This window comes from Mesorhizobium sp. M7A.F.Ca.ET.027.03.2.1 (assembly GCF_003999175.1).
GTDB lineage: Bacteria > Pseudomonadota > Alphaproteobacteria > Rhizobiales > Rhizobiaceae > Mesorhizobium.
On sequence record NZ_RZOM01000210.1, the window covers coordinates 1 to 7016 of the forward strand.

Annotated in this window: 4 protein-coding genes; 2 read left to right on the top strand and 2 right to left on the bottom strand. The window is 63.1% G+C overall.

Translation table 11 applies throughout. The features are described from left to right. Window positions 1-463, bottom strand: a 463-nt coding sequence (locus EN750_RS11895) for a M20/M25/M40 family metallo-hydrolase (protein WP_127396538.1), incomplete at its 3' end; no start/stop codon positions are given. A gap of 415 nt (window positions 464-878) precedes the next feature. Here EN750_RS11895 and polA point away from each other — a divergent pair. Then, complete coding sequence (gene polA / locus EN750_RS11900) at window positions 879-3830, top strand: DNA polymerase I (protein ID WP_189526154.1); 2952 nt, start codon at window positions 879-881, stop codon at window positions 3828-3830. Between the two features lie 232 nt (window positions 3831-4062). On the opposite strand, the gene EN750_RS11905 is transcribed toward polA, so the two are convergent. Continuing rightward, window positions 4063-4467 carry a Fur family transcriptional regulator gene (locus EN750_RS11905; RefSeq protein ID WP_109658718.1) on the bottom strand — a complete coding sequence of 135 codons (405 nt, stop codon included), beginning with the start codon at window positions 4465-4467 and terminating at the stop codon, window positions 4063-4065. Window positions 4468-4710: 243 nt separating this feature from the next. Between EN750_RS11905 and EN750_RS11910 the strand changes: the two genes are divergently transcribed. Continuing rightward, window positions 4711-6909, top strand: a complete 2199-nt coding sequence (locus tag EN750_RS11910) for a caspase family protein (protein ID WP_127396540.1) — start codon at window positions 4711-4713, stop codon at window positions 6907-6909. The last annotated feature ends 107 nt before the right edge of the window (window positions 6910-7016 follow it).

The window sequence follows — 7016 nt, forward strand, 5'->3', positions numbered from 1 at the left end:
GGATGGTGATGCGGCAAGGCAGATTGCCGTGCGCCTGTTTCCAGGCGCGGCAAGCCTCGACGAAGGTCATCAACTGGCCCTTGTCGTCGGCCGACCCGCGTCCGGTGATCACCTTGTGATCCGGCCCGACCTCCTTGACAGCAGGCGCGAACGGATCGCTTTCCCACAATTCGATCGGATCGACCGGCTGAACGTCATAATGGCCGTAGAACAGCACATGCGGCGAACCGGCCGGGCCGTCATGGTGCGCAACCACCATCGGGTGGCCTGGTGTGTCGCGAACGCTGGCGTCGAAGCCGATCAGCTTGAGTTCGGCCACCAGCCATTCCGCCGCCTTGCGGCAATCGGCGGCAAAGGCCGGATCGGTGGAGATCGACTTGATCCTGAGCAAGCCGAACAGGCGCTCGAGGCTCTGGTCGAGATTGTTGTCGAGACGGTCGAGGACGGAGGAAATTGCGGACATATGTGAAGCCTTTCGATTCAGAACCCGAACCGTAAAGGCAGGACAGGAAAACGAAAAGCCCGCGATCATTGGACCACGGGCTGCAAACGTCTGTCTGGGATAAAAAAGACCGCCGTGGTGGAGGGGGAACCACGGCGGCCTTCTACTCGAAACGATGCGGCAGCCCGGAGAGGGGGGATAGGCTGCCGCAGGTGTCCGGGATAGGCGGGGGACGGGCCTTGCTCCGGACTCGGCGAAAACTGCCGATGACGTGTATTTGGGTCTGTGAACGTGGCGATTCAAGGGCACGAAAATTACAGTTTTGTAACATAGGCGTGAGCAGGGTGACGGCGATCTGTCAGGGTGTTGCCGGAACCGATAGTCGAGGCTGCCTTTGGCATGGACCAAGCCGCCGCGCCGCGCTATCCCTGCCGGCATGAAAAAAGGCGATCACCTCTTCCTTGTCGACGGCTCCGGCTACATCTTCCGTGCCTATCACGCGCTGCCGCCGCTGACCCGCAAATCCGACGGCCTGCCGGTCGGCGCCGTTTCCGGCTTCTGCAACATGCTGTGGAAGCTGATGCTCGACGCCCGCAACACCGATGTAGGCATTGTGCCAACGCATTTCGCCGTCATTTTCGACTATTCGTCGAAAACCTTCCGCAACGACCTCTACCCCGAATACAAGGCCAACCGCTCGGCACCGCCGGAAGATCTGATCCCGCAATTCGGCCTGATCCGCCAGGCGACCAGGGCGTTCAACCTGCCCTGCGTCGAGATCGAAGGCTACGAGGCCGACGATCTGATCGCCACCTATGCGAGGCTCGCCTGCGAAGCCGGCGGCGATACCACCATCATCTCCTCCGACAAGGACCTGATGCAGCTGGTTGGCGATACGGTCGCCATGTACGACCCGATGAAGGACCGCCAGATCGGCATTCCGGAAGTCATAGAAAAATGGGGCGTGCCGCCGGAGAAGATGGTCGACCTGCAGGCGCTGACCGGCGATTCGGTCGACAATGTGCCTGGTGTGCCCGGCATAGGGCCGAAGACGGCGGCGCAACTGCTCGAACAGTTCGGTGACCTCGACACGCTGCTGGCCCGGGCCGGCGAGATCAAGCAGGACAAGAGGCGCGAATCGATCATCGCCAATGCCGACAAGGCGCGCATTTCTCGTCAGCTGGTGACGCTGATGAACGATGTGCCGGTGACCGAGGGACTGGAGGATTTCGTGCTGCACGCGCCGGACGGTCCGAAGCTGATCGGTTTCCTCAAGACCATGGAATTCACGTCACTGACCCGCCGTGTGGCGGAAGCGACCAGCACCGAGGCCGGCGACGTCCAGGCCGTCGCGGTCACCGTCGAACGCGCCGATCATGCTCATGGCCCAGATGTCGGGGCCGGGTTGCCGCCGGTTGCCCGAAACGCGTCCGGCACTGAACCGGACGAAGCCGGCGGGACGGCGGAGACGTCAAAACAAGGCGATACCCCTTCCCTGCTCGCGGCACTGCGGCTGGAGCGCGCGGCCACCGGCAAGATCGATATTTCTGCCTATCATTGCATTCGCGATGTCTCGACCCTGAAAGCCTGGGTGGCCGAGGCACGGGAGGCGGGCATCGCCGCCTTCGATGTCCGGGCAACATCGGCTGATCCGATGCAGGCCGGACTCATCGGCATGGCCATCGCCACAGCGCCCGGCCGCGCCGCCTACATTCCTTTTGCCCACATGAGCGGCAATGGCGACCTGCTCGGTGGTGGCGCGCTCGAAAACCAGATTCCGCTGCGCGAGGCGCTGGCCGTGCTGAAACCGCTGCTCGAAGACCGATCGGTTCTCAAGGTGGCGCAGAATCTGAAATACGATCTTGTGATCATGAGCCGCTACGGCATCGATGTCGCGCCGTTCGACGACACCATGCTGATCTCCTACGTGCTCGATGCCGGCACGCCCCATGGTCATGGCATGGATGCGCTTGCCGAAAAGTGGCTCGGTCATACCCCTCTCCAACTCAAGGATGTGACCGGCTCGGGCAAAAGCTCCGTCGGTTTCGATCAGGTCGACATCGACAAGGCGACGGCTCATGCCGCCGAGGACGCCGATGTGACGCTTCGGCTCTGGCTGGTGCTGAAACCGCGGCTTGCCGCCAAGGGCCTGGTGTCTGTCTATGAGCGGCTGGAGCGGCCGCTGGTGCCGGTGCTGGCGCGCATGGAACAGCGCGGCATCTCGGTCGACCGGCAGATCCTGTCGCGGCTCTCCGGCGAACTGGCCCAGGGCGCCGCTCGCCTTGAAGAGGAAATCTACCAGCTCATCGGCGAACGCATCAACATCGGCTCGCCAAAGCAGCTCGGCGACATCCTGTTCGGGCGCATGGGCCTGCCCGGCGGTTCCAAGACCAAGACCGGCCAGTGGTCGACCTCGGCGCAGCTTCTCGAAGATCTCGCTGCCGAAGGCCACGAACTGCCGCGCAAGATCGTCGACTGGCGCCAGCTGACCAAGCTGAAATCGACCTATACCGATGCGCTGCCGGGCTTCATCCACCCCGACACCAAGCGCGTCCACACGTCCTACGCGCTGGCCGCGACGACGACGGGCCGGCTATCGTCCTCCGACCCGAACCTGCAGAACATCCCGGTTCGCACCGCCGAAGGCCGCAAGATCAGGACCGCCTTCATCACCGACAAGAGCCACCGCCTGGTCTCGGCCGACTACAGCCAGATCGAGCTGCGGGTGCTCGCCCATGTCGCCGAAATCCCGCAATTGCGGCAGGCTTTCGCCGACGGCGCCGACATCCATGCCATCACCGCGTCGGAGATGTTCAACGTGCCGGTCGAAGGCATGCCTTCGGAAGTCCGCCGCCGCGCCAAGGCGATCAATTTCGGCATCATCTACGGCATCTCGGCCTTCGGTCTCGCCAACCAGCTGTCGATCCCGCGCGAGGAGGCAGGCAACTACATCAAGAAATATTTCGAGCGCTTCCCCGGCATCCGAGACTATATCGAGGAGACCAAGGCCTATGCCCGCGAGCATGGCTTTGTCGAAACGATCTTCGGCCGCCGCATCCATTACCCCGATATAAGATCGTCCAATCCCTCGCTCCGCGCGTTCAACGAGCGCGCCTCGATCAACGCCCGCCTGCAAGGCACCGCCGCCGACATCATCCGCCGTGCCATGATCCGCATGGAGGAGGCGCTGGAAAAAGCAGGCCTTTCGGCACGCATGCTGCTGCAGGTGCATGATGAATTGATCTTCGAGACCGTCGAGGCGGAAGTCGAGGCAACGATCCCCGTCGTTCGTCATGTCATGGAAAACGCCGCGATGCCGGCGGTTTCGATGTCGGTGCCGCTGCACGTCGACGCGCGGGCCGCCAACAACTGGGACGAGGCGCATTAGCCGATCGTCGTCATCCTAGGGCGGAGCGACGCGAAGCGGAGCGCAGACCCTAGGATCCATGCCGTTACATTAGCCTTGGATGCAACGGTGCAAAATGAAGCCGCTTCCGAGGCTGCGCCAAGTATCCTTAAATCTGGGCCGCCGCGACATTCTCATGTCACGGCATGGATCCTAGGGTCTCCGCGACGTCGCTTCGCTCCTGCTTCGCCCTAGGATGACGAAGCGATGGGCCTTAAGCCGCTTCAGCCAGGCACTTGGCACACGTCCCGCGAAATTCGATCACCGCCTTCTTGGCGGCGAAGCCGGTGGAGCGCACCCATTCGTCCAACTGGTGGCCGACATCGTGGTCGGACATTTCGGTGACCTGCCCGCATGTGTCGCAGATCGCGAAGGCGGTCATCGAATGGCTGTGGTCGTGCGGCTCGGCGCAGGCGACGAAGGAGTTGATGCTTTCGAGCCGATGCACGAAACCTGACTTCACCAGCGTATCGAGCGCGCGATAGACTTGGAGCGGCGCGCGAAAACCGCGCTCGCGCAATTGGTCGAGCAAGGTGTAGGCACTGAGCGGTCCGCTGGCGGTCTCGAGTTTCTCGAGCACGCACAGCTGGTTCTTCGTCAGCACATCCCTTGCCGCCATGATCCTGTTTCCAACTCGCCTTGCGTCGCTTGTGCCGCGCACAACGATCCATGTCCCATCCAGATAGCGACGAACAGGCATTTTTGCTACTGTTTCCAGCATTCTGCCCGCGAGGCGGTCGAGAACATCGATCGGAGCGGGGCAACAGGCAGGTTGCTCTGCGATGTGACGTTCAAAATACTGACAATATCTTCGGCAAGGATTGCCGCGCTTGGAAATTCGGTCGGGCTTGGGGAAGCAATCATGATCAAATTGACGCGGCGGACGCTGCTGGTCGGCACGTCCGCCTTGACCATGGCCGGCATGGTATCGTTCCGGACCATGGCCGCATCGCGCACCTACCATGCGCTGCTGGTCGCCTGCACCGAATATCCCAACCTGCCGCAGAGGAACTGGCTTGTCGGGCCGAAGAACGATGCAGCCCTCGTCCGCGACTATCTCCTGAAGAATGTGCCCGACCCCGTGCGCTTCGCGCCGGAAAACGTCACGCTGCTCGCCAAGGATGTCCCCGGCGCCAGTGGCCTGCCGACCCATGCGGCGATCAAGGCTGCATTGGCCGACCTTGCCGCCAAGGTTCAGCGCGACGATTTCGTCTACCTGCATCTGTCCGGTCACGGTGCCCAGCAGCCGCAGATGGTCAAGGGCGACGAGACCGACGGGCTCGACGAGATCTTCCTGCCCGTCGATATCGGCAAATGGATCAACCGTGATGCCGGCGTGCCCAATGCGCTGATCGACAACGAAATCGGCGCGGCACTCGACGCCATCCGCGACAAGGGTGCTTTCGTCTGGGTTGTGTTCGACTGCTGCCATTCCGGAACCGCGACACGCGCCGTCGAGGTCGATGACGAGCTGGAGCGCAAGGTCGAGTTCGCCGACCTGGTCGGCGGCAACGAGTCCGAGCGGGCTGCCGCGATCAAAGCCTATGACGAGGTGATTTCGGTCGCCGGCTCGCGCGGCATCGACGACAATGGCACGCGCAAGCCCGCCTTCACCCTGACGCCGACCGGTGGCGAACCGATCACCAAGGGCAAGCTGGTCGCCTTCTATGCCGCGCAGACGGTGGAGACGACGCCCGAGATGCCGTTGCCCAAGGGCATCGCGGATGCGCCGCGCTTGGGCCTGTTCACCTTCACCATCCTGTCCAAACTGGCCGAGAATCCCAACGTCACCTATCGCCAACTCGGCCAGGCCGTGCTGCAGCAATATTCGGCCGACAGCCGCACCCGGCCGACACCGCTGTTCGAGGGCGAACTGGATGCCCGCGTCTTCGGCACCGACAAGACCGATGCAGTCATGCAGTGGCCTGTCGTCATCAAGGACGGCGAAGCGACGATCGGCGCCGGGCTGCTGCATCGCCTCACCACCGGCAGCAAGCTCGCCATCCTGCCGTCGGCGTTATCGCCGCTGTCCGACGCTGTCGGATTTTTGGAAGTGCAGTCGGCAAAAAACCTGGAAAGCCGCGTCAAGCCGGTCGAGTTCGACAAGAAGCCGGCGCTCAAAGTCGCCGACATTCCCGCCAACGCCTATGCGCGGGTGGCGGAGATCGCCGTCGACTACAAGCTCGTCTTGGCGCGGCCGGCCATAGCCAAGGGACTTGAGAAGGAAACCGCTCTCGTCAATGCGGTTCTCGACGAACTGGCCACAGCCAGGGAGACCGGCTTCAACATCGAGCTGGTCGAACCCGGCAAGAGCGCCGACCTCCGCCTCGCGGTGATACGCGAGAATGCTGTTCCCGGTGCCCCCAAGGATGCGGCCGACAAGCCGGCGCTGTGGTTCCTGCCGGCGTCGGGCGACGTGAGCCTGAAGGAGGGCGGCAAACCGCCGCTGATCATCATTCACGACCGCCACAAGCTGGCCGATGCAACGACCAGGAACCTGCGCACCATCTTCCGTGCCACCGGGCTTTCGCGGCTGGCGGCGGCCTCCGACTACAAGCCCGAGGACGTCGACGTCCAGTTCCAGGTCAAACGCCGCGACAAGGATGGCCTCGAACCGCTGCAGGCTTCGGTGGTGCCGCGCGTCTCGCCGGGCGACGAAGTGCATGTGCTGGCCAAGAACGGCTCGGATCTGCTGGTCGACATCAATGTGCTCTATGTCGGCAGCGACTATTCGATCACCCATATCGTTGCCGAACGCCTCGCCCCGCAAGCCATGCTCGAAGAGGGGCTGCTGGCTTTCACCGACACCAGTTTCGGCATGGAGCGGATGATCGCTGTTTTGACCGAGGCGCCGCCGGAGAGCGAGAAGCAGGATCTGAGCTTCCTGGCACAGGACGGCGTCGCCTCGGCGACACGCGGAATGGGCTCCGCAGGCTTCTCCGACATGCTGACCGATCTCGGCATGGCGCCGGCAACCCGCTCGGTGATGCGGCTTGCCGACAAGAGCGGCCCGAAAGGCGCGGTGATGATCTTCCCGATGGAGACAGTGCCGCGCGCCTGACCGGATGCCGGCGCCAAAGCCTCACGGCTCTGTTGCGCCGGCTCTTGCGCGATCGGCGCGATATGAGAACATTCCCGGCCGCGTCCTGGCGCATGACGGCCGGATGA